This is a genomic window from Planctomycetota bacterium (assembly GCA_016235865.1).
Lineage (GTDB): Bacteria > Planctomycetota > MHYJ01 > JACQXL01 > JACQXL01 > JACRIK01.
This window is the reverse complement of record JACRIK010000001.1, coordinates 143316-167255: the sequence shown is the minus strand read 5'-3', so window position 1 is coordinate 167255 and position 23940 is coordinate 143316. Positions and strand designations below refer to the sequence as shown.

The window sequence follows — 23940 nt, the reverse complement described above, 5'->3', positions numbered from 1 at the left end:
TGTTATTTACCGGGCTTCCCAATCGGCGGTTTTATAAACTTGATGAGGTGCAATTCATTCTCAAAACCTTTTTTGTAAACATAATTAACCTCGTCCATCAGCGTGGTTATCAGATAGAGGGCGATTTGGTAGTGTTTTTCTTTTAACAGCACGGCTCGCCGTTCCGTTTCAGACAAATGGTCAACCTCAAAGTAATGAATATTGTCCTGGATGACCACCTTAAACCGCACGTCATTCAAGTCGAGGTTGATATTGATATTGCCGGATTGCTTAATCGCCGCGGCATGCTGGGTAATGGCGCTTATGGCCTCGTCAACTGCCAGGGTTACCAGCCTCATATCACTCAGGGGCAATCCGTTCTGTCGCCACATCTTGCTGACAATCTTGCGTATCGCAACCAGATATTTCGGGTGGCAGGGAAACGTCAGTGTCTGTTGTTTCAGGTTTCGCCCTTTAGTGGGCTTATTTTTTCTCATATGAAATCCTTTTACTAATCTTCGTCTTGATGCCCTCTTTACGCCAGCGTCTAATTAAGGATGCCGCTGCCGTTTATTTCCTTAAGAATCATAATCAGCCCGGTAGTGTCAAGGATATCCATATCCAGCATAATCAGGCCGATCAGGCGGTGCCGGAGCCGTTTTTCCTTTAGCTCCTTCTGTTTCTTCAGGGCGGATTTAACCTGCAGTTTTGTGGCCAGCCCCAGCCGCACCGCGACTTCACCAAACAATTCTTTTTTCTGCACCATAATCATAAGGAGCTACTTTTCTTCTCCTATTCTTTTATTCATAAACTCAGTGATGACTCTCGGTATATTCAGCGGCTTAATCGGATCCCTAACCATGGAAACGCGAAAACAATTATTGTCGCCAAATGGGTCGCCCGGCGCCACTAAAATTCCGGTGGTCTTCACCAGGTCGTCGGCAAACTCCGTGGCATTTGCCCAGACACCCTTGGGGATTATCTCCAGCCATATATACAAGGGTAGCTCAGGATGTCCGTATTTAAACCGGAGAAACTTCCTTTCCGCTCCTTTTAACCCCCTGATAAATTTATTGCACCAGAGTTGGAATTTAGCAATATTTCTTTTAATGTCAACCAAAACCCTATCATAGTCATTAAAATAAGGCAGCATTGCATGTTGGGTTAATGTATTCGCCCCCAGGTACTTGGCAAATAAAATTCTTATGACCTCCAGGGTTTCGCGATGTAGTTTTTCATTCTCTTTTGGGACATGCGCAACCATCCAGCCGCCGTGGAATCCGGTCCCCAGCGTTTTATCAATACCGCCTAATAAAAGCAGCGGTATCTTATACTTCTCGGCAACCTTAACATAATCTATCCGATGAGCCGGACTGATGAATTCACTGTATATATTATCCACAATCAAAAAGATGTCGTGTTTTTTATCCTGCCGGCGGGCGATTAGTTTCGCAATGCCTTCCACGGTTTGCTGGGTAAGCACCACACCGGTGGGATTATCAGCCGGGATTAAAGCAATGGCCCTGGTTTCCTTGTTTATTTTCCTGCTAATCCCATCTATATCCGGTTGGCCTTTCATTTTACCGTAGGTGTAGCGCTCGGTTAGTTCGACCTTCAATCCTTGTTCCAACATAATACCGCTCCAGGGCGGATAAACAGGCCGGACTAAAATAACATTGGGCCAATCAGCCCGTCGGGCCATACGCTGACATCCAGCCGGCGAGTTCACCGTCTGGGACAACATCCGCCCAATAAATAATATCGCTTCCGTCACTCCGTTGACGACAAAAACCTCGGTTTCCGGTACGCCGTAATAAGCCGCGATTCTCTTTATTAAATTCGGGTCCCCTTCTGAAAAAGTATAGCACATCCGCTGTGATTCTATCGCCCGATGAATTGCCTCTTGCACCAGGGCCGGCACAATAATCTCCTTTTCCAGGTGGGTATCGCCGATATTCAGGAATACCACTCCGTGTTTAATCCCGTTGTGGCTAAATTCCGCGTTTTCCCGTTTTAACTTACGGCCCGATAATATTGCCGGATTACCGCGCAGGGTCCAGAATTTGGACGCCTCTATCATCGGATTAAATTCCATAATTCAACTCTCTCTAATTGTTTCCCGCCAAGACTTTAAAATATTCAAGCGTCTTCTTTAGTTTCTTAACCTTATCCTGCTCTTACTACTCGTACATATCTTTCTTTATAAAAGTATTCACAGAGGCGCGAGCCGATAAATCCCGCACCACCGGTGATTAAGACGGCATCTTTAATAGTCATCTTTAGTATAATATAATTATCGCACTATAGTCAACAAATTACCTTGACAAATATAGGCATTCTGGCATCATATGCTAAAGACGGAGGCATAACTTATGAGCCGACTCTATAAATTTATAGACAAGGCCGTGTTAATGGCCGTGGCGAATCTTTATCTTAAACATAACAAGATTATCCTGTCCGGTTCAAAGATAAACGGCACCCCGGTGTCCCACCACGTATTTAACGCTATTTATGCGCGTATCAAATATAACGCCAATCTGCAGAATAAGAAATCCGGCCAGAGCCGGATTATCCTCAACGTAGCCGGTAAACTTAAGGTCTTTAAGGTTAATCTTACCGGCAATGGAGTTCTTAAACTGATAACTGGTTAACTTATAGTATGCCCAAAATCCTCATATTTACCGCCTCCTATGGCGGTGGACATAACAGTGTGGCCAAAGCGCTGTCAGAATACTTCCACTCGCATTATCCCAAGACAACCGTAGAGGTGGTGGACTTTATGGAACGCTTTGTGGCCGGCGATAAGATTATGCGCATGCTCTATAAACAGAGCACCAAGCGTCTGCCTGCGGCCTACGGATTGTTCTTTAATGTCACCGACAAACTCTTTACCAAACCGCTGGGTAAGAAAATTCTCACTCCCCCGCTTGATAAGGTCAGAAGGTTCCTTAAAGAATCCAGGCCTGATATAGTTGTGTCGGTTTATCCCACTGCCGGCATTGTTTCCTCTATGCTGAGCCGGGAATTGGGCTTCCGAACCGCCACCATCATCACCGACTTCGGCGCCCACAGCCAGTGGATTAGCCCGAAAACAGATCTGTATTTCGTGCCGACCGATAATCTTAAGAAATTCCTGGCCTCCAAAGGCATCAAACCAGGCAGAATCAAGGTCACCGGCATTCCCATACGCCAGGCATTCTCAGGCATCGGCGCGCCGGCCAAAAGACATCCCTTTACTGTCCTGCTGATGAGCGGCGAATACGGCATCGGCAAAATCAGGAAACTCTGCCAACAACTCGCCAAACTTCCGATACGCTTAATCATGGTGTGCGGCAATAATAAACGCCTCTTCCGCAAGGTCTCGGAACTCAAGAAGAAAAACCGCGCCCGGAATCTAACCATCTATGGTTTCACCGACCAGGTCCATAAACTGATGGTTTCCAGCGACCTTTTGATCGGCAAGGCCGGAGGCATCACGGTTTCAGAAGCCATGGCTCTGGGCCTGCCCATTATTATCTACCGCCCTATTCCGGGCCAGGAAATCTTCAATCTGGACTATTTGGTCAATCAGGGCGCGGCCTTATATGCCCGCAACCGGGCTGATGCCGTGGCCAAGGTCAGATTCCTTTCTGAAAACTCGGCCCGGCTCAGAGAGATGAAAACCAGGTCGCGTAAAATAGGCCGGCCCGACGCCACAGCCAGGATATGCAAGCATTTGATTAATCTGTAAATCAGTGGCGGAAATTACTTGACTTTCCTCAAACCTTTTGCTTAAGAATAATCTTATAAGAATCAAGATTTGCATCATAGAGTTCTTCCAAAACAAAACTTGCATAAGGAGGCATATATGAACACCACCGTGACCGCGCTAGCGAAAGCCAGACTTATTGTCCCGCTTCTCGGAATTATTTTTCTTTTTGTTATCATTAATTACGCCTTATCCGAGGTGGTGATTCTCAAGGACGGCAACAAGTATATCGGTAAGATAACCGACGAAGGTGACACGCTGAGAATTGCCACGCCGGACGGCGAGATGACCGTCAAGAAAGACCGGATCAAAGCCATCTACAAGGATGCCGCGGCGATTCTCAAGGAAACGACCGACACCCTGGTCGAAGCCAAGAGTCTCATCGACGGCGCCAATAAGATTGACGACCCCAAGGAACGTAATGCCTCGCTTGACAAGTCGCTCGAAATGCTTAATAAAGCGCAGAATATCTGCATGGATGTGGTGGATGTCTTTGCGGGCGAGGACGGCAAGGCCATTGGCAACCAGCTCAAGGACATCAACAGCACCATGAAACAGGCGCGGTCGCTCAAGGTTATGGATAAAGAGCTTCCGCCGCCTAAAGAGGATAAGAAATCCGTCTCCCGAACGCCTGAACCGTCGCAACCTGATAGTTCCGAGGTCGATAAGTCCGAATCTGAGCCCAGGAGCGCCGACCCGGAGAAGATTGAAGCCGCCAAGGAGGTTTATAACCTGGGTGTGGAGGCGTTAAAGGACAAGAAATATGAAAACGCCAGGGATTTGTTTCTTAAGTCAATTTCTTATTACGAGGACTATGCCGAGGCATACGCCAAATTAGGCGATGCCTATACCGCGCTTAAGGAAGAGGAACTTGGTTACGAAAACTACAGGAAATTCCTGGAAATAACTGACCGTAGCGTATCACTATCTGATGAGCTGGCAAAACTCCGCGAAGAGGTTGTCAAGAAAACCGAGAAATTTAAACCCATCGAAGACAAGATTAACAATCTTGCCAGGGAAACGGTTGCCAAGCTGATGGATTTGGGCAAAAAATGCCTTGATGAGGAGGATTATATTTTGGCTGAAGATATTTTCTCGCTTGTTCTCAAGATAGAAAAGGATAACAAGGAGGCGCAGGAAAACCTGGAGAAGGCCAGAGAAAAGCTGGAAAAAGAACAAGATAATGAAAAATAAGATACTATTATTCGGTAGCCTGCTGGCTATTCTCACTTACGCCGCCGTTGTCTTTGCGGAAGACAACAATGAATTAGCCGACGTTTATTATCAATCCGGGCTGGCGCTTTTTAAGCAGAATAAGCACGATGAAGCGATCGAGAAGTTCAACAAAGCGCTGTCATATAAGCAGGATTTTCCCCAGGCATTATTCAAGCTGGGCGAATGCTGCGAGAAGGTAAGCGAAACCAAGAAAGCGGTTGATAACTACCGGCTCTCCCTGAAGTATCTCAAACAACAAAAAACCCTTTCCAAAGAGGAAAACGAATTACTCGTCCAGGTATGCCGTTGCATCGATAAGTTAGATATCAATAGTAATGAATTCGGGAAAATGAAAAACGATTACATTTCAGGATTATTAACGGTCGCCAACGATTGCTTCAATAAGAGATGTCAGCGTTTTAGTTTACGCCTGGTGCAGAGTGTGCTGGAAATTGACGAGTCCAATAAAACCGCCCAGGCATTACTGGCCAAAATAGATAAAAAGATAATTACTTCTCTGTCAGCGGGCCGGCTAAACGTTGGACCTCCACGAGAATTATTTAATGGTAAAGACCTGAAAAATTGGAAAAAAGGATCTGAGAAAAGAGTAGACTCAAGTTTTTGTGAGGTAGAAAATAGCAGGATTATAGTTGACCCTGTCGATTCAAATAATGGTATTTGGTTGGTGGTTGATGCGGAGCCGCCTGATGAATATACTCTTACCATAAAATTTAAGGTGCTAAAATACTATCTTGAACCATCCCAGTCATTCATTGCCGCCATTTATGGCCATACTATCAGAAACACGTATGTGGGTGGATCCTATAATTTAACTCAGGCGCTTACCGGGGAAAATGAGGTGAAATTTATCAAATATAAAGATAAATACGAATTACTGTTAAATGGCAAGTCTATAATAGCCAATAAGGAAGAAATGAAAATAGAATTCAGTTCAATAGATGCATTAAAAATCGGTATGATTGTTAGAGGGGCTAAGATTTCTATCAGCAAAGTTACCGTCCAGGAATTCAAGAAACCAACTCCGGATACGCCAGAAGGCATCCAGAGCAAAAAATTGTCTTCCCCGGACAAAAAAGAGCCGGCGAAGGAATTATTTAACGGGAAGGATTTTTCCAACTGGACGATAGGTAATAGCGATTCTTCCGTGCGCGACTGCTGGACCATCAGGCAGGGTAAAATAAACGTTAATACCAAATACCCTAAGGTGCGAACCGTTTTGTTTTGGAACGGCAAGCCACCAGCGAATTATAAACTGACTATTGATGTTTCCATAGAGGGGCCTGTTGCAAAAGATAAAGACAGTCGAATGGGGATTATTTACGGTTCGCTTAACAAGTCGGGTCAGGACGACCTGGCCTTTGATGTGAGCAGTATTTATCTGGGCGAAATGCCCAAATCACATAAACTGGAGATTATCCGAACGGACAATCTCTACAAAATTATCCGCGACGGCAGCACTTTCCGGGAATTTGAGCAGGAAAAAAAACCGCCGGTCATCGGCATCTTGGCCCAGAATATCAGAATGTCCATCTCGAGCATTAAGCTGGAGGAACTCGATGAAAAATAAGATATTATTATTCGGTATCCTGCTGGTTATTCTCACTTACGCCGCCGTTATCTTTGTTGAAGACAACAATGAATTAGCCGATGTCTATTATCAATCCGGGCTGGCGCTTTTTAAGCAGAATAAGCACGATGAAGCGGTCGAGAAGTTTAACAAAGCGCTGTCATATAAGCGGGATTTTTCCCAGGCATTATTTAAACTGGGCGAATGCCACGAAAAACTTGCGGACAGCAGAAGCGCTCTCAATAACTACCGCTTATGCTTGAGATGTCTCAAACAGCAGAAAACGCTTTCCCGGGAGGAAAACGAGTTGTTGGCTCAGGTAAATCGCTGTATAGATAAGCTTGATACCAATGGCGCTGACTTCAAAAAGATAAAAAATGATTATATTACTGGCCTATTGGCGTTGGCCAGTGATTGCTTTAACAAGAAACAGCAGCGGCTTACCTTCCGTCTGGCTCAGAATGTGTTGGAAGTGGACGAAGCCAACAAGTCCGCCAAGGAATTAACGGCAAAAATAGACAAGAAGATTATAGCTTCGCTGTTGCCGGAGCAGATTGATGCCGGGCCGCCTAAGGAGCTTTTCAACGGTAAGGATATAAAAAATTGGGGGCAAGGCACGAGTGACTATATAGAGGATGTATTATGGAGAGTAGCAGGCGGCAGGATTATCGGCGACCCCAAAGACCCTACCATGAGAATTGCCTTGCTGGGCACGGATAGAATTCCCAATGAATACCTCCTGACTATAAAATTTAGTATCCAGAAATACTATGTTGACAAGCCGAGGGCTTTGGTTACTATCATTAACGGCAGGACTAGCAATGAAAAGTATTCGTCAACCCCAATCAGGTCTTCGTGGTTAGTCAGCGGTGAAAACGAAATAAAGCTTATCAGATACGCCGAAGGGCTAAAGCTGATAGTAAACGGGAAAACCGCTCCGCTTAATGAGGAAAACTATCGATTAGAACTGCTTCAAATTCAGACGCCACTGGTGGGCATAACCGTCAGCGGAGCGGTGATTTCCATCAAGAATATCACTGTTCAGGAAGTAAAAAAGCCGGCCCAATCAAAAACCCCGGACCCATCAGAAGGCGTTCAGGGTAAAAAACCCGCTACCCCGCCCTCCGCGAAAAAAAGTTCAATAAAAGAAATATTTAACGGCAAAAGCCTGGTTAACTGGGTGTCGACCAGCAACGACCCTTCTGAAACCGAATGCTGGATTGTCAAGGCCGGTAAAATCGTCCTCAATACCAAGAAGCCGGAGACCAAGGCGAGCTTGCTCTGGAACGACCCGCCGACCAAAAATTACAAACTCACCGTGGCGTTTACCATAGGCGGCGCGCCTCTAAAGGACAAGTTCAGCGCGATCGGATTTCTTTACGGCAAGGCAGGCGGCTCCTGCGACGGGATCACCTTCTACTCAGGGCAGGTCATACCGGCGTCATCGAAAATAGAGGTTATTAAAAACGGCAATTCCTATAAATTATTGATAAACGATGAACCGTTTAACGAGTTCAGCGGGACCATAAAGCCTCCGGCAATCGGTTTTTTCGCCCAGAATATTATACTGTCTATTTCCAGCATCAAAATTGAGGAATTGAAAAAAGACACTAAAGATGACGAATAATAAAATGTTAGTGTTCGGTATTCTGCTGGCGCTTTTTGCGCACGCCGCCGGCGCCTTCGCTGATGATAACAGCGATTTAGCCAATGTCTATTACCAGTCAGGCCTGGCGCTTCTCAAGCAAAGTAAATACGATGAGGCGGCTGAAAAATTCAACAAAGCCCTTTCCTACTGGCGAGACTTTGCTCCGGCGCTCTGCAAACTGGGCGAATGCTGCGAGAAAACCGGCGATACCAGGTCAGCCATAAAGAACTACCGGCTGGGCATTAGAGGCCTGGAGGATAATCTCGAACCTACTAACGCGGAAAAGGAAATTCTGCAGGCCGCCCGCCGCAATCTGGCCAAAATTGACGAGGCCGGCAACGAGGCGGGAAAAATCAAGGATAAATACATCTCCGGGCTTTCAGGCATTGCCAATGATTGCATCGCCCGGAAGTATCTGTTTTTGGGCTCAATGATTTACAAGCAAATACTTAAGGTTGACCCGAATAATAAGGCCGCCTTAGATGGACTGGAGAAGGTTAACAGCGGCGCCCAGAAAAGAACGACGTCCGGAAAGGCTTATACCTTATTTAACGGCAGCGACTTAAAAGGCCTGGTTATACCCAGTGTCTGGTTGAAGCTCTGGACCGTTGACAAATCCTGCCTGGTTTTTAATGCCAAGTCATCCGGCGAGCCGAGTCTGATCCAGTGGACAAAGCCGCCGCCTAAAAATTATGCATTCTCCGTGGAAATGTTCCTGGAAAAAAGGATTACCGCCAATAATTACGAAATCAGTTTTGCCTACGGTGAGAGCAGGACTTCCGGGGCGGTCAGCGTCGTAACCAATCAAAGGGCTCAATGCACCTTTAACCGGCTCGGCACCTGGGCAAAAGTGAGATTTATCGTCAAGGACGCGCAATTTAAGGTTGAAGAAGGCGGCAAAATCACCCGCTCCGGCAAGATGGACCCTTATAACACCCCGGTCATCGGCATCTATGCCCAGGGTTATATCGCCAGATTCCGCAACCTGACTATTGAAACGCCTGAATGATGGACCGCAAAATATTACCGGCTGTCCTGGCACTTTTATTCGCAATCTGTAACACCGTTATTCCGGCCGACAACAATGAATTATCCGAGGTCTATTACCAATCATGGTTATCGCTGTCTAAACAGGGTAAGAACGACGAGGCCGCGGAGAAGTTCACTAAGGCGCTTTCCTACCGCAAGGACTTTCCGGCCGCCCGCTTTCGCCTGGGCGATTGTTATGAGAAACTTAAAAACGATAAGCGAGCCGTGCGCAATTACCGGCTGGCTATGAAATCGCTCTCGGAAAACCCGGCCCGGACCAGGGATGAGGATGAATTACTCGGCTCTGTTTCCCGCTCGCTGGAAAGAGTTGACCTGAATGGAACCCGGTTTGCCAGGATAAAAAACAACCATATTTCGGGATTATTGGCATTAGGCGGCGAATGCCTCAATAAGAAATACCAGCGATTCACCTATACGATTACCGAAAGCATTTTCAAGATTGACCCGGCGAACAAACCGGCCCGGGAGCTCTCCGCAAAGATAGACCAGTCCGTGGTCGATAGCCGGAAGGAAAAAGAGCGCAAGAAAAACGCCCTGGTCCGCCCGCAGTACCTCTTTAACGGCAAAGACCTCAGCAACTGGGAGGTCGGCCCGCCGGACTGCTGGAAAATAACCCAAGGGCAGCTCGTGGCCCAGCCCGAAACATCCAAAGCCGCTTCCATAAAATGGAAAGGCACGCCGCCCGAGGAGTTTTCGCTTACCCTTAAATTCTTTATAGATGCCAAAAACTCCAAGACCATCAACCTGGAACTTAGTTTTACCAAGGGCATGACCGACCTCGGCAAATACCAGTTTGCCGGCGTCTACACCATCCCTAAGGCAATGTTGCGTCCGGGCGCGAACCAGATAAAAATGAGCCGGGATGAGAAGTTCTGCACTTTTAACATCAACGGAAAGTCGGTGAGCGAAGGACTTACCTGGATGAATGGCATTAAAGAAGCTCCGGCCATCGGGTTTTCGGTTAAAGGCGGTCGGATTCAGTTTGAGAGCATCGTGCTTGGCCCACTGGAAAGACCTGAGGCAAAGTAGCAAATATTAAATAAATATCATGTTCACTGCTATAAAGGAGATGAATGAATGAAAAAGAAGATGTGGTTATTTGGATTAGCCGCCGTTAGCGCACTGGTAATTCAGAATATTTGGGCCGCGCCGCCGGTCATACCCCCGCCGCCATCGTCACCCATAGAGTTAAGGGACCTCAAAGAAATGCCGACTGAGAAACTGATTGGCAATATCTACAGCGTGGCGAAAAAGAAGTTCGTCTCCTTTGACGAGATGATCGCCGAGGCCATCAAGAGCAACATTATTTATGTAGGCGAGACGCACGACAACGTCCTGCACCACCAGATGCAGGAAAAGGTGTTGCGCGCGGTCGTTGACAAAAACGGCCAGACCCGCAAAATCGCCCTCGCCATGGAGATGTTCCAGCGCCCCTACCAGTCATTCCTGGATGACTACACGGCCGGAAAGATAAGCGAGCCGGAACTGCTCCGCAAGACCGAGTATTACACCCGCTGGAGCTTTGACTGGTCCATGTATCAGCCCATGGTCAACCTGGCCCGGACTAATGGTTTCAAGGTGGTGGCCATGAACGCGCCGGCTGAAATAAGCCGTAAGGTGGCACGCAACGGTCTGAAGTCGCTCACCGCCGAGGAGCGTAAACTCCTGCCGGAAAAGATTGATACCGCGGACAAGAATCACCGCGATTACATCACCGAACGATTCAAGGCGCACAGCGGCATGGGCATGAACTTTGAGAACTTCTACGAATCCCAGTGCATCTGGGAGGACACCATGGCCGATTCCGTAGCCGGTTTCTTCCGCGCGCTGGGTCCAGACGCGGCCAACGGGCATGAAGTGGTCGTGGTGGGTGGCGGTCATATCATCTACCGATTCGGCATACCGGCCCGGGCCAAATGGCGCACCGGGCTGAATTACTCCTCCATCCTGTGTGTTGAGACCAGCCCAGGCGGCGTAATGGATGTGCTGGAGGGCTATGGCAACAATCCGGCTGATTACCTGTGTTTTACCAAAATCCTGAAGATAGACGAAGTGCGGCCGCTGATGGGCGTGCAATTAGCGGAGCCCAAGGCGGACACCAAAGGCCTGACCGTGGTGGAAGCGGTAGCCGGCGGCCCGGCGGCCAAGGCCGGACTGCAGAAGGACGACGTGATTATCATGGTGGACAATCAGCTGATAGCTGATATGGTTGACCTGAAATGCGCATTGGGTAATAAGAAGGCCGGCGACAAGGTGGAAATCACGGTCCAACGGGGCAAGGACACCAAAAAGCTCACCCTGGTCTTGGAACTCCGCAGAGAAACGGAGCACCGATAGGAGCGCACGGAAAACTCCGCAGAGACCGCGATAGCGCCAGCGACAGCGAAATTCCTAAGGCCAGGGAGGGGAAATAGACCACAGATTACGCAGATTTTAATACGCTAATCAGTGTAATCGGTGAAATCTGTGGTTATATTGTATTTTATGAATCGCACTATATTAATCGTAATCGGGCTTAGGGGCTATAGGAACGCAGTGACGTATAGCCTCTTATCCCGTAGTCCCACAGGGACGGAGGGGTTACCTTATGAATAGAACCATTTTGGTTCTCATCGGAATATTCTGTGCCCTCGTTTCCGCCGCCGGGATTATGCAACACAACCAAATCCAGAGCATCAAACTGCCAATTATGATTCTGAGCCGGACTGAAGGCCGGGGCTTTCCGGGCCTGGAACAACAGAAGACCGTCTATTTGCCTAATGACTACGGATTCCTGTTAAATTATCTCGGACAAACCGAGCCCGAATTCTATCTCTACAACCGCCCGTCCTGGACCATCACCGTCACCGGCGACTTCAGGCAATTCATCGCCGGCCTGAAACAATTCCCGGACGGCGCCAAGGTCGACCAGATTCACAAATGCCAGGTTTCATTTGAATATGGCATGCCGGGTTACGAAGGAGAATGGCTGGATGAAATAATAAAAGAAAAGAAATTCCGGATGACGGATTATGAAGACAATAACTTCATGATTGAATGTTGCGAATTCCAGGAAACGCTCTTCATGACCACCGGCCGGCCGGCCGAAGGAATCCCGGAGCCCGCAACAGAAAAGGTAACGTCGGAACAGGTAATCGAACTGGCGGACAAGCTATACAATGGCAGTCCCGATGAAGTTTATGTTACCGTTAAGGCGCTTAGGGAATTGAAAAGCCGGGAAGCCATAAAACAGGTCATCGGGTTCCTGTCCCATCCGGCCAGCGAAACGCGCGGCGCCGCGGCTGATATCCTCGGCTTCTGGCAGGCTGAAAAGGCAATCCCGCCGCTCATCCGGCTGCTTTCAGACCCGGATGCCGAGGTGCGCAATTCTTCGGTTTACGCGCTTAAGTTGTTAAGAGCCAGGGAAGCCATACCCGCAATAACCGGATTGTTATCAGATTCAGACGCCCAGGTGCGTTGCACGGCAGTTGACACGCTGGATGAATTATATGCTACCCGTGAAAACGCGCCGGCCATAATCAAATTGTTAGCCGACCCTGACGAAGAGGTGCGCTTCTCAGCTATTTGGGCGCTTAATAAGTCCGAAGAGGCGATTCCGGACATAAAAAGACTGTTATCGGACCCTAAAGACAAGGTGCGTAAAGCGGCTGAAGAAGTCCTGCGCGACTTCGGCGTGATAGAAGCGGAAATTGAAGAGAACCTGCAAACAAAGGTCTTTCAGCTTAATTACATTCTGCTGGCTGACGTAGACGACAAGCAGGATAACCCTGATTTCCAATCCCTCAGGCCGAAAATGGTCCGGGATTTTATTGACCGGCTCAATGCCATAAAATCAAAGGAAGGAACCATCACGCTTGAGTCTGACCGGTACAAAAACAGAATAATCATCTGCGATACTCCTCAGGTTTTGGAAGAAGTGCAGAAAATAATATATGCCGAGGACAAACCGCCCATCCAATACCAGATAAAAACGGCCGCGATAATCCTGGGCGCCCCGGAAACCCCGATAAAGATACAGGCCGAATGCGACAATAAAAAACTGGATGAGGCGCTGGCTACCCTCGAAAGCAAATACAAAGCCCGGGTGGCCCTGCTGCCCAGCTTACTCCTGGTTGACGGCCAACCGGGAACATGTTCTCTCGGCGAGGTCGAAAAGGATGGCACGGAAAAAAGACGCCGGGCGTCATTCCTGGTCCAGCCGGCTGAAAAATCGACCATATTCCTGTCTGTTAAAATCTCAGATACCTGGGACTCCGCCCGAAAGACCAGTATGCAGGTCAAGACACGACTGATGAACAATACAATACTCGTCCTGCAGCCCGACAATACCAAAACCACTGTCAACCAAGAGGGAATATTTTTGACTGACACCTTTTGGCTGGTAGAAGTCACCAACTTCAAAAATAAAGAAGGTAAATAGAATATGACCCGCGCCCTATTAATCGTAATCGGCATCCTGGCCGCCCTGCTTACCGCCGCCGGGATTATGCACTGGTATAGTAACCTAAACTGGCATCCAGAATTCTTCCAAGATTCAGAGTCTAATTCGTCTATCGAGGAAAAAATAATCCGTCAAATCTTATCCGATGGCATTTCCTCTTATCAACAAGAAAAAGAATGCTGCGAAGAAATAGAAAATGCAATCGGTATCCAACTATCTCTCGTTAAATCATACGCTTTGCGTTCTATAGTGAGCGGTAAAAATGCTCATGGTTTTTTTATCAGCCGAGTGAAAGAGGGTAGCCCGGCTGAACGGGCTGGACTGCAAAAAGGAGATGTTGTTAATGATTGGAATAAAGAACCAATAAAATCCGCACAACAATTAGCCGGATTAATTAGAGCCGCAAAAAAGGGTGACAAAATAATAATCAAATATCATAGGCCTAAGAAAGATTCCAGCCGGAATCCGTGGAATAAGTTAGAAACTACTCTTATCATTAATAATTAAGACGAATCTTCACCACAAAGACACAAAGAGGAAACAACCCCCTTTATCCCCCTTTCGTAAGGGGGAATTTATTGGCCACTTCCCCTTAGAAAAGGGGGCCGGGGGTTGTGCCTTCGTATTCACTTCACGGTCACTGCGGTGGTCACGCTGCGCTTAGTGCAGTGGTTAATCTGATGGGGACTCTATGATTTGCGCCGCGGAAAGGTTTTCGGCAGTTAGCGGTCTTTGGACAGGTTGTCTAAATCCATTTTATCCTGCGGGCGGTTCAGGGCCTTCTTGTTCTTGAGCAATTCCTTCAGTCCGATGAAATAAATCTTCTGCTTGCCGTATCGGCCGGTCGCCCGGTTCTTCCAGACCTGGCCGAATTCGCACCCTTCGATGGAAGTGATGATATCCACCCGGACCGGTTCGTAGCCCAGCTGGACAATCTGGCCCGGCTTAGCCAACTCTGTTTCATCCATCGGCAGGCGCTTAAATCCGAAATCCTTCAGAGCCCGGATAACCTTACGGGCGTTGGCGCTGGACGGCTCGACCAGGATATCCATATCCTTGGTGTAGCGCGGGCGGCTGTAAAAAGCCACGGCAAAAGCTCCGACCACGCAGTAGCGGACCTTATGCCGGTTTAACAACTTTAATAACTCTTCGTAATCCTTTTCGATATGCATGTTGGCCTTTCTGGCTGAACTGAGCCAGGCTCTCGCGCAGGAACTGGACCGTTGAAAGCCGCTCTTCCGGCGACATGGACTGGTAATATTGGCGGTCAAACTTCTCAGCCTGGCGGAAAGAATGGGCTACCCTTATCCACATCTTTTTCATTGACATATTATACCATTTAGCTCCGGCCCTGTCAAGAAATAACCCCGGCGTGCCGTGGGAGGAGATAGAAAAGGCCCAGGAGAATAAATAAACTAATTATGCCGGCCCTTTAATCCTTCAATTCCCTGCTGCTTATATATCTGGCGCCATTTCCAGACGGTTTGTTGGCTGACCTTGAATTCATGGGCAATCCAGGAAACGGTCCGGCCCAATAATGAAAAATACACTATCTGTGCCCGATGGCGACGGCGATGCCCCTTAAGTTTCCTTGCTTTACGGTCGCAGTATAAGGAAGCATTTAAGAAACGCCGGACCTGCTCAATCTCCTCGGGGTTAACACTGATAAAAGACGGTTTTCGTGCCATAGATGAATACTAAACTTTTCAGTGTAAAAATCAATATTTCGGCATAATCAAAATGTGAAAAGTTTAGGTTTCAACAGGTATTTTCATGATACCCTAATTTTAACATATTGATAATATTAGGGTTACACTATGGTCAATCCTTAGCCGGTGGGGGGTAGGGTATCCCCCCTACTGGAATAACCCAGGATAGTGTCGCTTCTTAGGGTTAATAGCGCCTCCGTAGGAATTAGATGGTAACCATTTAAATATTTGATAGCAACCCTGTAAATATTGGACAGTAACCAGCTAATGATTTGATGGCCACCCCGTAAATATTGGATGGTGACCATGTAGAGGTTTGATGGTAACGACGTAAAAATTAAATGGTAGCGATATAAATGTTAGATGGTGAAGATGTAGAAGTTTGATGGCCACTCCGTAAGAATTGGATGGTGACAATGTAGAAGTTTGATGGTAACGATGTAAAAATTAGGTGGTAACGATATAAATGTTAGATGCTGACGATATAAAGATTGGATAGTAACGATGTAAGGAATGGAATGTATGCACTCTGGGGCCAAGATTGAAAAAGCGTAATCTGGGGACACATACGAATTTCTAACAACCCCGAAATAATCGGGACTCCGTTGTGACTCCGCAGGATTTAACTGATTTAGCGGAAAATCAGTTTAATCCCGTTGTTAAAGTCCTAATCTGGTTCCCCCCTATCGCAGATTCCGGCCTACAAGGCAACCACTAATGCACACGAATAAACACGAATCCATTTGTGTCAATTCGTGTCTATTTGTGGTTTCAATTCCTCCGCTCCCGCCGGCCCAGTATCGCGCCGGACACGACCAATCCCAGGGCGATGAGCAGACCAAAACTCAGCGGCAGTCCGGTGCCTAATGACAGCCAGATGGTGCTGAGGATCGGAGCTAAGTAGGAGAGCGTCCCGATTTTGCGCGGGTCAGCCCTTTTCATCGCATAGTTCCAGAGATAGAATGATAATCCCAGCGGCCCAAGCCCGATAATAACCAGATACAGGATATCCACCCGGCCCAATCTGATGACCTCACCGGAAATCATTGAGCCGCTGAGCGAGAATATGCCGCTGATGATGCAGACCGGTCCCATGGTCCAGGCCGAGGTGTTGGCAAACCGTTTCATGTAGAGCGAATAGGAAGACCAGGTCAGGGCGGCGCCCAGGGCCATCAGATAGCCCCAATACAAGGCGGTTGAAATGCCATTGGCTTGGTTGTAGATGGCGATGACTGCCCCGCTAAAGCCCAGCAGCCCGCCCAGGATATGAACCGGCCTTAAATGCACCTGGCGGTCGAATATCGGAGCCAGCAGGATTATCAGGAGCGGCCAGAGGTAGTTAATCAGGTTGCACTCAATGGCCGGCGAGGAGCGCAGGGCGATGAATAACAGGAATTGGTAGAGGAAGACCGCTGCGGCACCGACCAGTATAAATTTGGTATTCCAGTGCCAGGCGCGAATCTTGGGCAGTGATATCAGCCCGCCCAAGAGGAGGGTTGAGCCGGCCAGGAAGAATGGCGGCACGGCCGGGAGTTTGACGGTCAGCAATGCCATGACGCTCCACATCAGTATGGCGGCCAGCGCGGCTAACCCCGTTAGAAGCGTTCCTGAAGGTTGGTGAACCCCGTTAGAAAGATATGTGTCTGGATAATAAAACCTTTTAATGAATATAAACATAATTGATAGAACTTTCTAACGGGGTAAACATAACAACGGTTTAGGATTATTACTTTTGTTCGCTGACGCGGTCACTACTGTGTTCGCTTCTAACGGGGCCAGGAATGGTTTCAACTCGGAATTAGTCATACGAATTACTTCCTGTCATTCCGTGCTTGCCGCCTCTGGCGGGCCTCGCCTCTGGGCGGGACACGGAACTCAGCAGAGACCGCGAAGCGAATCCAGACCGCTTGGGGATTACTGGATTCCCGCTTTCGCGGGAATGACATTTTTGGAACATCATGATTAACATTGTATATTATTTGTTGATATGTTATAAAATAAATATGCCACTTATTTTAGCTGATATAAAGGCGATTGTTTTTGATTTGGGCAATACGCTGGTGGAATTCGGCCCGCGGCAGATTAAATCATTCAACGACGCCCGGGAGCAGGCGCTAATCCGGATGTTCGGGTCTTGCGACCTGGAGCGCATGGCCGCTATCCGGGACCGGCAGTTTGCCGCCCCTTATCAAAACGGCTTCAAAGAGAACGATTTACGAAGCATCGCGATTGAGTTAATCCGGGAACTCTACAACACCACGGCTTCAGAGGAACAGATAACCACCCTGACCGATGCCAGATATAATACATTTTTGCAGGTGGTGGAACTGCCCGGTAATGTCCGGCCATTGCTCGATGACCTGTTCCAATATTACCGCCTGGGCCTGGTTTCCAACTATCCCTGCGGCAGATGTATTAGGGATTCTCTGACCAAGATTGGACTGACGGATAGATTCGAGACGATAGTGGTTTCCGGCGAGGTCGGTTATGTCAAGCCGCATCCGCTTCCCTTTGCCACGATGCTTAAGCGCCTGAACCTGGCCGCCAAGCAATGCATCTATGTGGGCGATACCTGGCTGGATGATATCCAGGGGGCAAAGCGCATCGGCATGCAGGCGATTCAGACCAGGCAATATGAGCCGTATAGAATTGTCCCGCCGTCTGAAGGCGATTATCAGCCCGATGCCGTAATCGGCCATATTGACGAGTTACGACGCTTATTGATATAAATATCTTGACAGATTGCTAAATTATAGGTGGTGTCCAAATTTGTCCTATTAGTGACAAAAATTGTCACTTTGTACCATATTTTAGTCATAGAGACTGCTTAACCTTATACTGTCCGCCATAAGCTGTAAAATAATATTGCTATATCAATATGATAATAAAAACCTTATAAAAATATCACTATTAATTGACAAATCGGCTGGTTTTGGCATAATAATTGCACATAAATGATAAACAAAACAGATGCACTATGTATCTGTGGCTTCTATAATTAGGAGAGGAGGTGAGAGAACCTAACTTATTAGAGATTGTCAGCCCGTATGGGCGTTACAATCTCTTATCCCGACGAAAGGTGTCGGGACATAGAAGGCATAGAGAGTAGTGATATCTATGTTGTTGCTGGACCCGACCCGTACGGGCGGGACCACTAACATTATAAACAATGGTCCCGAATACTTCGGGGCCAGAAGAGTCAGTAATTACTGACTCTAAAGGAGTAAAAACTATGCGTAAACAAGGTTTTACCTTGATTGAACTGATGATAGTTATTGCTATCATCGCGATTATCGCGGCTATCGCGATTCCGAACCTGCTCAGCGGCCGTATGTCGGCCAATGAGAATTCTGCGGTAGCAGCCCTAAAATTGATAACCTCATCGGAAGCGGTCTGGCTGCAACAGGACGCTGACGGTAATGGCATAAAGGATTACTGGACCCGCGATGTCTCCTGTATGCATCGTATGTATCGCGCGGATGGCTCAACCAAAGTGGCCTTTATCCCCATAGATTTGGCCAAGGCCGACAATGCTGAAGTGGTTGATGATGTGTTTGGTGCCACCGGCCCGCTTATGGAGGACTGGTCATCGGCAACTCCGACAGCCATTGTTAGCACCGTGAAATCCGGCTTCTGGTTCCAGGCGTTGACAAATGGTTCAGTTGCCGTAGATCTTTATAACGTGAATAATGTCGGAGTAGGAGGAGCAGCATTAGTATCTTGTAACAACAGCCGATTTGGTTTTATGGCGGCTCCGGATGCCTATGGCACAAGCGGAATTAACTCGTTTATCGTGAACCAGGAAGGCACCATCTATGCCAATGATACCGGTGGACAAGCCAATAGATGGCTAACCACAGCAGCTGGCGGCTTAAACTGGCCCAGCGTAAATCCAACTGGTACAGCTGGACCCGGCGGCAGGAACTGGCGCGTGGCTGACTAAAACTACCCGGTACGTATTTGAAAAAGGGCGTCCCGACGGCAAATCGGGGCGCCCTTTACACCAAATGGAGATTTATGTATAACAAATCTCAAACCGGTTTGGTTCAGGATAAGCACGGATTTACCCTCATAGAACTGATGATTGTTATCGCCATTATCGCCGTGATTGCGGCGATTGCAATTCCCAATCTCCTGACCGGCCGTATTTCTGCCAATGAGAATTCTGCTGTCGCATCATTGCGGCTGCTGACCAATGCCGAATCAATGTGGTCGCAGCAGGACGCCGACGGAAATGCCATTAAGGATTTTTGGACATATGACGTCTCCTGCATACACCGGATGTTCCGCGCAGATAACGTCAATAAAGTCGCCTTTATTCCGATTGATGTAGCCAAGGCTGATGCGGTTCCGGCCGATTTAACCGGAGGGATTCTGCCGTTTGGAGGCATTCAGGTGGAAGTCTGGACCTCTGTTTTGACCGGAACAAAATCCGGCTATTGGTTCCGGGCTATGACCCTTGATGCGCCGGGCGGTACCGCCTATAGAGTCAATACCGTTGGAACCAATACTATTCCGGCCTGCAATAATAACCGGTACGGTTTCATGGCTGCGCCCGATGTTTATGGGACCAGCGGAGTCAACTCGCTTATTGTCAATGAGGCGGGCACGGTTTTTGCCACTGATACCGGGTTGACTACCGGTCCGTGGAAAACCACGGCAACCGGCGGACTGGACTGGCCGGGAGTAAATCCCGCCGGAGTAGACGGCCCGGCCGGCCGAAGATGGCGCGTGGCTGATTAGATGCTCTTATCCACTCATTTCTTGTAGTATAGGAAAGTGTAAAACTTGCCACGAAGACACCAAGGCACGAAGAAAACAATCTATCAATATATTTTAGTGTCTTTGTGCCTTTGTGGCAGATTTTTCTTGCTCCCACGCTTCTCTTATGTTATTATAATTATTCTATGCCTGTGAACTTTATCTTCTGCGTCCACAACCACCAGCCGGTGGGTAATTTTGACGAGGTGATGGAATCCGCCTACAAACAGGCCTACGCGCCGTTTATTGACGTGATGGACCGGTTCCCCCAAATCAGGTTTTGCATCCACTATACCGGTCCCCTGCTGCAATACCTTGAGCGAACCCATCCCAGGTTCATCAGCCGCCTACAGAAAATGGTTTCGGAGGATCGAGTGGAGATTATCGGGGGCGGTTTCTATGAGCCAATCCTGACCATGCTGACGGACCGCGACAAAATCGGCCAGATTACCGCCTTTAGCGATTATCTGGCCAAACTCTTTGGCAAACGCCCGCGCGGTATCTGGCTGGCTGAACGGGCCTGGGAACAGTCGTTGACTAAGCCTCTGGCTCAGGCCGGCGTGGAATTCACCATCCTGGACGATTTCCATTTCAGGACTGCCGGATTCTTATCCAAAGAACTCACCGGCTACTTTATTACCGAAGACCAGGGACATACGCTGGGAATCTTCCCGATCCCGGAAAAACTGCGCTACTCCATTCCGTTTAAAGAACCGCAGGAGAGCATAAACTACCTGGCGCAGTTTAACCATAATAATAAATCCGCAAACGCGGTTATCTGCTATGCGGACGACGGCGAAAAATTCGGGCTCTGGCCCAAGACCTACGAGCACTGCTACGGTAATAATTGGTTGGAACGCTTTCTGCAGTCATTAAACGCCAATCCCTGGATTAATATCACCACCTTTTCAGAGGTGATTGACAAGGCAAGGCCGGTCGGCAAGGCCTACATCCCGGCCGGCTCATACCGCGAGATGACCGAATGGGTTCTGTCAAACGAGGCCTCAATGGTCTATGAAGATTATAAACAACATCTGCCGCCTTCGGAATTCGCCCTGAATCCGGGCGGATTCTGGCGCAACTTCTTCGTCAAGTATCCGGAAATCAACCTGATGTATTCAAAAATGATGCAGGTGAGCCAGGTGCTGGCATCGCTATCGGATAAGAAACCGGATAAAAAGTCGCAGGCCGCGCTGCCACCGGCGCAACTGGAACTCTACCGGGGCCAGGGCAATGACGCCTTTTGGCACGGCGTATTCGGCGGGTTCTATCTCCCCCACCTCAGGCACGCGATGTATAACCACCTGATTGCGGCTGAAGAGCTACTGCGTCAGATTGCGCCTGCCAAACCGAACGGCAAAGCACAGAACCACGATAACGTCTTACTTGAGATCGCCGACCTAGACTATGACGGCTATCCGGAAATCCGCTATTCCAACGAGTTCCTTAACTGCTATTTCAAGCCGGCCCAGGGCGGCGCGCTCTACGAACTTGATGTCATCCCCAAGAGATTTAATCCGCTCGCCACCATCAGGCGCCGGCAGGAATCATACCATAAGAAAATCCTTGAAGCCCAGGCACAGAACTCGGTTACCAATGTCGCTACCATCCACGACCTGGTTATCAGTAAGACCAAGGGGCTGGAAAACCTGCTCTATTACGACAACTACCCGAGGCAGAGCTGCCTGGACCATTTTATCGCTAAAGACACTTCGCTGGATGGTTTTGCCCGCTGCCACTATGCGGAACAAGGCGATTTCCTGTCAGGTGAGTATAAAACCTCAATCCCATTAAAGAAAGCCGCAATAAAGTTCGCGCGTGACGGATTCGTCCGACAAGCCGGCAAATCATATCCAGTACAGGTAAGTAAAAATATCTCCTTTGCTTTCGACGACCCTAAATCCCTGCAGATGGACTATGAAATAACCAATACCGGCCCGGAACCGATTGAGGCCGTGTTTGCCGTGGAGTTTAATCTTTCGATGTTAGCCGGCAATGCCCATGACCGGTTCTACTATAGCAGCCGTAATAAAAACCTCGGGCCGCTCATCAGCCAGGGCGAGGCCGCTAATGAGAAAATATTCGGCATCCAGGATTTATTCCAGAAAATAGACATCTCATTTGACTTGACTAAACCGTCCCGGATATGGTATTTCCCGATCCAGACCGTTTCTCAGTCCGAAGGCGGCTTTGAACTGGTTTACCAGTCATCCGTAATATTGCCTGGCTGGGAAATCCATCTTAAACCTCAGGAGAAGTGGCAGGTCCGGATTGCCAAGAGAGTCAAATTCATCTAAGTATGGAAAAACATATTGAGCCGGACCAGGCGTCAATCTATCTGGACTACGGCCCGCCGCTGCCGGACACCTATAATCAGGCGGTGCTGGTCGCCTTAATTCGCGACCCGGAATGCATCTTTGCCTACTGGGAACTCTCTACCCAGATGGTGCCGGAAATATTCAGGCTGCGCGACCTAAAGCCCGCCGCGGTCAAATGGCTTCTCAGGACGCATAACCTGTTCCGGAAAGAATTCTCTGATATCGAGTTACCGAGGCCGGAGCACCTTGGCAATGTTCAGGGTAATTATTATCTGATCGTGCTGCCTGATATGGAATATCAACTGGAATTAGGCCTGATAAGCGGCCAGAATTTTATCTCGCTGGTTAAATCTAATATCATCAGGACGCCCAGAAAAGGTCGGTCCTCCGAAGTGTCGTCCTCCCCTGCTTAGTAAATCGCCTATTCCCTGAGCCAGTTGGTATCTTTAATCGTTATCTCAAACGGCCCCTTTTTAAGCGCTGGGCGAACAGTCACCTCGCCCTTGACATTGTCTGGTATTCTCCCGGAATACGCGCAGGTGCCGCCTCAGCCGAACTGGAACTTGCCCTGCCAGAGCGTATCGCCTGATTGGGAGATGACCTGGAAGGACGGCTCGCTATTATAAATCGTAAATGAATTGCCGGCATTATCCTTCAGATTAAAGGTCATTGATACCTGGTTGCCTGGTCCGCTTTTGACATCAACTGAAGCCATAAATGGCGGCCCGATTGCCAAGTGGGCGGGAGTCCCGTCCTTAACTACTACACGGCTACTGCGCGGGTAGCTACTGGCGGTCCATTTGGTATTTTTCTCATCCTGGCCGCTGGCCTCGTATGACGAAACCGTATAGTCACCCACCGGCGTTTTAATTGTCCCGTCGGCAGTGGTTAACCTGATACTCTCCCCTTTTCCATACAGTGTCAATACTGATTCGCCTTTATACGGCAGGACAATCGAGCCGGTGGCGCCTTTGTATTGGGACGGGTCAAACGGTTTGGCCGAATACGAACGGCTGGCTGATGCAGCCATGACAAAACCATAAATGATAAGCCCGCCAATCAAAAGTAACGGAATCAGTCCCATCAGTAATCCGCTGATGGCCCAGCCCTTGCCTCGCAACATACCCTTGCTTTTCCTAATCATGATTAGTGAGATTATTCCCATGATTATGCTGACCAGCGCCAGTAAAAGCCCCAAGAGCGCAGTAATTCCGACGATTGCCATAAGTATAAAATAATTGTCCATTGATCTCCGGGCTGGTATGATTAAAGCCGGTGCGACAAACGATAGAGCCAGAAGCACAATCCCGATTAACCCCAATATAAAAGTAACCTTGGCCAGGCGTGAATTCTTGGGGTTTGACTTGTTATTAGGCGGATTGATTGGCGCCTGCAGGCCGGTATTTTCATCTAACACCATATAGTTGACTTATTACCATCCTGATTTGTTGCCGTCAATAATTAATTGCAATATTGCTCTAAG

The 23940-nt window shown here is 48.4% G+C and carries 23 protein-coding genes and 1 pseudogene; 15 read left to right on the top strand and 9 right to left on the bottom strand.

Annotation, left to right across the window (positions count from 1 at the left end; translation table 11 throughout):
- Positions 1-2: 2 nt before the first annotated feature.
- The 4 genes from HZA49_00680 to HZA49_00665 form a co-directional block, all read right to left on the bottom strand.
- On the bottom strand, positions 3-476 hold the full coding sequence (locus HZA49_00680; GenBank protein MBI5777956.1) for an ATP-binding protein: 474 nt from the start codon (positions 474-476) through the stop codon (positions 3-5).
- A 50-nt stretch (positions 477-526) separates the two neighbouring features.
- On the bottom strand, positions 527-745 hold the full coding sequence (locus HZA49_00675; GenBank protein ID MBI5777955.1) for a hypothetical protein: 219 nt from the start codon (positions 743-745) through the stop codon (positions 527-529).
- Between the two features lie 12 nt (positions 746-757).
- Positions 758-2074 (bottom strand): pyridoxal phosphate-dependent aminotransferase, encoded by a 1317-nt coding sequence (locus tag HZA49_00670; GenBank protein ID MBI5777954.1) that lies wholly within the window; start codon positions 2072-2074, stop codon positions 758-760.
- A 71-nt stretch (positions 2075-2145) separates the two neighbouring features.
- Positions 2146-2256 (bottom strand): NAD-dependent epimerase/dehydratase family protein, encoded by a 111-nt coding sequence (locus tag HZA49_00665; GenBank protein ID MBI5777953.1) that lies wholly within the window; start codon positions 2254-2256, stop codon positions 2146-2148.
- 95 nt (positions 2257-2351) lie between these two features.
- Here HZA49_00665 and HZA49_00660 point away from each other — a divergent pair, with 95 nt between their 5' ends.
- From HZA49_00660 to HZA49_00615, 10 genes are all read left to right on the top strand, one after another.
- Positions 2352-2630 carry a hypothetical protein gene (locus HZA49_00660; protein ID MBI5777952.1) on the top strand — a complete coding sequence of 93 codons (279 nt, stop codon included), beginning with the start codon at positions 2352-2354 and terminating at the stop codon, positions 2628-2630.
- Between the two features lie 8 nt (positions 2631-2638).
- Entirely contained in the window at positions 2639-3709 is a 1071-nt protein-coding gene (locus HZA49_00655) for a glycosyltransferase (GenBank protein ID MBI5777951.1), read from the top strand.
- 117 nt (positions 3710-3826) lie between these two features.
- Complete coding sequence (locus tag HZA49_00650; GenBank protein ID MBI5777950.1) at positions 3827-4921, top strand: hypothetical protein; 1095 nt, start codon at positions 3827-3829, stop codon at positions 4919-4921.
- On the top strand, positions 4911-6530 hold the full coding sequence (locus HZA49_00645) for a tetratricopeptide repeat protein (GenBank protein ID MBI5777949.1): 1620 nt from the start codon (positions 4911-4913) through the stop codon (positions 6528-6530). Before HZA49_00650 ends, HZA49_00645 begins: the two co-directional genes overlap by 11 nt.
- A complete protein-coding gene (locus tag HZA49_00640) occupies positions 6520-8157 on the top strand; it encodes a tetratricopeptide repeat protein (GenBank protein MBI5777948.1) in 1638 nt (545 codons plus the stop codon). The genes HZA49_00645 and HZA49_00640 overlap by 11 nt, the downstream gene beginning before the upstream one ends.
- A 4-nt stretch (positions 8158-8161) precedes the next feature.
- Positions 8162-9187: a hypothetical protein gene (locus HZA49_00635; protein MBI5777947.1), complete on the top strand. Its 1026-nt coding sequence runs from the start codon at positions 8162-8164 to the stop codon at positions 9185-9187.
- On the top strand, positions 9184-10257 hold the full coding sequence (locus HZA49_00630) for a hypothetical protein (protein ID MBI5777946.1): 1074 nt from the start codon (positions 9184-9186) through the stop codon (positions 10255-10257). Before HZA49_00635 ends, HZA49_00630 begins: the two co-directional genes overlap by 4 nt.
- Positions 10258-10305: 48 nt before the next feature.
- Positions 10306-11565, top strand: a complete 1260-nt coding sequence (locus HZA49_00625) for a ChaN family lipoprotein (GenBank protein ID MBI5777945.1) — start codon at positions 10306-10308, stop codon at positions 11563-11565.
- Between the two features lie 250 nt (positions 11566-11815).
- Positions 11816-13648: a HEAT repeat domain-containing protein gene (locus tag HZA49_00620; protein ID MBI5777944.1), complete on the top strand. Its 1833-nt coding sequence runs from the start codon at positions 11816-11818 to the stop codon at positions 13646-13648.
- A 3-nt stretch (positions 13649-13651) separates the two neighbouring features.
- On the top strand, positions 13652-14176 hold the full coding sequence (locus HZA49_00615; protein MBI5777943.1) for a PDZ domain-containing protein: 525 nt from the start codon (positions 13652-13654) through the stop codon (positions 14174-14176).
- 215 nt (positions 14177-14391) lie between these two features.
- Here HZA49_00615 and HZA49_00610 read toward each other — a convergent pair whose 3' ends face one another.
- The 4 genes from HZA49_00610 to HZA49_00595 all read right to left on the bottom strand — a co-directional run bounded on the left by HZA49_00610 (position 14392) and on the right by HZA49_00595 (position 17055).
- Entirely contained in the window at positions 14392-14841 is a 450-nt protein-coding gene (locus tag HZA49_00610) for a nucleotidyltransferase (protein MBI5777942.1), read from the bottom strand.
- A complete protein-coding gene (locus tag HZA49_00605) occupies positions 14789-14992 on the bottom strand; it encodes a hypothetical protein (GenBank protein ID MBI5777941.1) in 204 nt (67 codons plus the stop codon). Before HZA49_00605 ends, HZA49_00610 begins: the two co-directional genes overlap by 53 nt.
- Positions 14993-15084: 92 nt before the next feature.
- Complete coding sequence (locus tag HZA49_00600; GenBank protein ID MBI5777940.1) at positions 15085-15357, bottom strand: helix-turn-helix domain-containing protein; 273 nt, start codon at positions 15355-15357, stop codon at positions 15085-15087.
- Positions 15358-16149: 792 nt separating this feature from the next.
- Positions 16150-17055 carry an EamA family transporter gene (locus HZA49_00595; GenBank protein MBI5777939.1) on the bottom strand — a complete coding sequence of 302 codons (906 nt, stop codon included), beginning with the start codon at positions 17053-17055 and terminating at the stop codon, positions 16150-16152.
- 326 nt (positions 17056-17381) lie between these two features.
- On the opposite strand from HZA49_00595, the gene HZA49_00590 reads away from it, so the two are divergent.
- From HZA49_00590 to HZA49_00570, 5 genes and pseudogenes are all read left to right on the top strand, one after another.
- A complete protein-coding gene (locus HZA49_00590; GenBank protein MBI5777938.1) occupies positions 17382-18107 on the top strand; it encodes an HAD family hydrolase in 726 nt (241 codons plus the stop codon).
- 503 nt (positions 18108-18610) lie between these two features.
- Positions 18611-18691, top strand: a pseudogene (locus HZA49_00585) (prepilin-type N-terminal cleavage/methylation domain-containing protein).
- Between the two features lie 704 nt (positions 18692-19395).
- The gene (locus tag HZA49_00580) at positions 19396-20121 is read left to right on the top strand and encodes a DUF2950 family protein (protein ID MBI5777937.1); all 726 of its coding nucleotides are present in this window, start codon (positions 19396-19398) and stop codon (positions 20119-20121) included.
- A gap of 164 nt (positions 20122-20285) precedes the next feature.
- Positions 20286-22436: a DUF1926 domain-containing protein gene (locus HZA49_00575; protein ID MBI5777936.1), complete on the top strand. Its 2151-nt coding sequence runs from the start codon at positions 20286-20288 to the stop codon at positions 22434-22436.
- Between the two features lie 2 nt (positions 22437-22438).
- Entirely contained in the window at positions 22439-22870 is a 432-nt protein-coding gene (locus HZA49_00570; GenBank protein MBI5777935.1) for a DUF4912 domain-containing protein, read from the top strand.
- Positions 22871-23004: 134 nt separating this feature from the next.
- Here HZA49_00570 and HZA49_00565 read toward each other — a convergent pair whose 3' ends face one another.
- A complete protein-coding gene (locus HZA49_00565; GenBank protein MBI5777934.1) occupies positions 23005-23877 on the bottom strand; it encodes a hypothetical protein in 873 nt (290 codons plus the stop codon).
- Positions 23878-23940 lie beyond the last annotated feature (63 nt).

Coding starts and splice junctions, on each gene's coding strand:
- HZA49_00590 (MBI5777938.1), top strand. CDS start 17,382: ATGCCACTTATTTTAGCTGATATAAAGGCGATTGTTTTTGATTTGGGC.
- HZA49_00670 (MBI5777954.1), bottom strand. CDS start 2,074: ATGGAATTTAATCCGATGATAGAGGCGTCCAAATTCTGGACCCTGCGC.
- HZA49_00580 (MBI5777937.1), top strand. CDS start 19,396: ATGTATAACAAATCTCAAACCGGTTTGGTTCAGGATAAGCACGGATTT.
- HZA49_00600 (MBI5777940.1), bottom strand. CDS start 15,357: ATGGCACGAAAACCGTCTTTTATCAGTGTTAACCCCGAGGAGATTGAG.
- HZA49_00615 (MBI5777943.1), top strand. CDS start 13,652: ATGACCCGCGCCCTATTAATCGTAATCGGCATCCTGGCCGCCCTGCTT.
- HZA49_00570 (MBI5777935.1), top strand. CDS start 22,439: ATGGAAAAACATATTGAGCCGGACCAGGCGTCAATCTATCTGGACTAC.
- HZA49_00565 (MBI5777934.1), bottom strand. CDS start 23,877: ATGGTGTTAGATGAAAATACCGGCCTGCAGGCGCCAATCAATCCGCCT.
- HZA49_00640 (MBI5777948.1), top strand. CDS start 6,520: ATGAAAAATAAGATATTATTATTCGGTATCCTGCTGGTTATTCTCACT.
- HZA49_00645 (MBI5777949.1), top strand. CDS start 4,911: ATGAAAAATAAGATACTATTATTCGGTAGCCTGCTGGCTATTCTCACT.
- HZA49_00635 (MBI5777947.1), top strand. CDS start 8,162: ATGTTAGTGTTCGGTATTCTGCTGGCGCTTTTTGCGCACGCCGCCGGC.
- HZA49_00595 (MBI5777939.1), bottom strand. CDS start 17,055: ATGTTTATATTCATTAAAAGGTTTTATTATCCAGACACATATCTTTCT.
- HZA49_00575 (MBI5777936.1), top strand. CDS start 20,286: ATGCCTGTGAACTTTATCTTCTGCGTCCACAACCACCAGCCGGTGGGT.
- HZA49_00675 (MBI5777955.1), bottom strand. CDS start 745: ATGGTGCAGAAAAAAGAATTGTTTGGTGAAGTCGCGGTGCGGCTGGGG.
- HZA49_00610 (MBI5777942.1), bottom strand. CDS start 14,841: ATGCATATCGAAAAGGATTACGAAGAGTTATTAAAGTTGTTAAACCGG.
- HZA49_00620 (MBI5777944.1), top strand. CDS start 11,816: ATGAATAGAACCATTTTGGTTCTCATCGGAATATTCTGTGCCCTCGTT.
- HZA49_00625 (MBI5777945.1), top strand. CDS start 10,306: ATGAAAAAGAAGATGTGGTTATTTGGATTAGCCGCCGTTAGCGCACTG.
- HZA49_00665 (MBI5777953.1), bottom strand. CDS start 2,256: ATGACTATTAAAGATGCCGTCTTAATCACCGGTGGTGCGGGATTTATC.
- HZA49_00650 (MBI5777950.1), top strand. CDS start 3,827: ATGAACACCACCGTGACCGCGCTAGCGAAAGCCAGACTTATTGTCCCG.
- HZA49_00680 (MBI5777956.1), bottom strand. CDS start 476: ATGAGAAAAAATAAGCCCACTAAAGGGCGAAACCTGAAACAACAGACA.
- HZA49_00605 (MBI5777941.1), bottom strand. CDS start 14,992: ATGAAAAAGATGTGGATAAGGGTAGCCCATTCTTTCCGCCAGGCTGAG.
- HZA49_00655 (MBI5777951.1), top strand. CDS start 2,639: ATGCCCAAAATCCTCATATTTACCGCCTCCTATGGCGGTGGACATAAC.
- HZA49_00630 (MBI5777946.1), top strand. CDS start 9,184: ATGATGGACCGCAAAATATTACCGGCTGTCCTGGCACTTTTATTCGCA.
- HZA49_00660 (MBI5777952.1), top strand. CDS start 2,352: ATGAGCCGACTCTATAAATTTATAGACAAGGCCGTGTTAATGGCCGTG.